We start from the raw sequence: 1,460 nt of genomic DNA on the forward strand, positions 1-1,460 counted from the left end.
CAAAGCCCTGCAAATATTTTAAATTAAAAAATTATTTTGACAAAATATATTTGTTTAGGTATATAGTAAGTATTATTATTTGTAGTTAATTGATTGCTACTATTTACATATATTAAAATTTATAATGAGGATATGAGATTATGAAAAAATATAAACCAACAACAAAAGAAGAATTAAAAAGATTAGTATTCACCAACAACGGTATAAAACTTTATGATGTAGATACAAGTCTTATAACAGATATGAGCGACCTTTTTAATGAAAGTAAAAGAAAAGATTTTGATGGCATAGAAGAGTGGGATACTTCTAATGTTGAGAATATGTCTTATATGTTTGCATATATGGACTACAATGTTTTGGGACAATATTCAATGACAGAGTTTAATTCTAATTTAAATAATTGGAATGTATCAAAAGTGAAAAACATGATTTATATGTTTGCTGGTTGTACATATTTTAATCAGCCTTTAAATAAATGGGACGTTTCAAATGTGGAAAATATGTCTGGCATGTTTTTTGGTGCTAAAAAGTTTAATCAGCCTTTAAATAATTGGAATGTATCTAAAGTGAAAGATATGAGCGATATGTTTCATAACTGTGAAGCATTTAATAGACCTTTGGACAAATGGGATGTTTCTAATGTTAAAGATATGTCTAATATGTTTAATGTGGCTTTGAAATTTAATCAGAATATAAATAATTGGAATGTATCTAATGTTGAAGATTTATCAAAGACTTTTCGTTATTGTAAAGCTTTTGATCAGCCTCTTAATGATTGGGACGTATCTAATGTGAAAAATATGCAACATATATTTGAGGACTGTGAAAATTTTAATCAGCCTTTAGATAAATGGGATACTTCTAATGTTGAAAGTATGGAATTTGCATTTAGAGCATGCGGTAAATTTAATCAGCCTTTAAATAGCTGGAATATGTCTAAAGTAACAAATATAGAGCATATGTTTGCTTTTACAGAAGAATTTAATCAGCCTCTTGATAAATGGGATACAAGAAATGTCATTAGTGTAATGTTGTTGTTTGCCTATGCACGCAAGTTTGATAATTATGAATCTTTAGCAAATTGGAATTTAGACAGTTTACAAGCTATAAGTATAATTTGTGATGATAAGGATATGGATAAATTACCTACAAGAATTCAAGTATATAGGCAGGCATTTTTTCCTAAGGAAGATATTATAAGTATAACAAAATTTAATGTTAAAGAAATATATGAGCTTATTGCAGATGATAAAAATAAAAAAGTTGTAAGATTGAAAAAAAGACTTGAAACTGATTTTTCATCAGAGCTTTCATTTGTTACAAATGATTATAATTTCAAAACTATAGAAAAAGCAGAAAAGTATGCTGAAAGAAATTACAATGCTAAAAAATATTATAAGAAACTTGAGTTTATAAAAAATTGTCATGTATTAATAAAAGATAAATCAAGAGAAGTAAAT

At 26.3% G+C, this 1,460-nt stretch carries 1 protein-coding gene; it reads left to right on the plus strand.

All coding sequences use genetic code 11. From position 1 onward, the window contains the following. Positions 1-140: 140 nt before the first annotated feature. Positions 141-1,460, plus strand: a 1,320-nt coding sequence (locus tag E6A48_RS11195; RefSeq protein WP_219710373.1) for a BspA family leucine-rich repeat surface protein, incomplete at its 3' end; no start/stop codon positions are given.

This window comes from Brachyspira pilosicoli (assembly GCF_019402445.1).
GTDB classification, from domain to species: domain Bacteria; phylum Spirochaetota; class Brachyspiria; order Brachyspirales; family Brachyspiraceae; genus Brachyspira; species Brachyspira pilosicoli_B.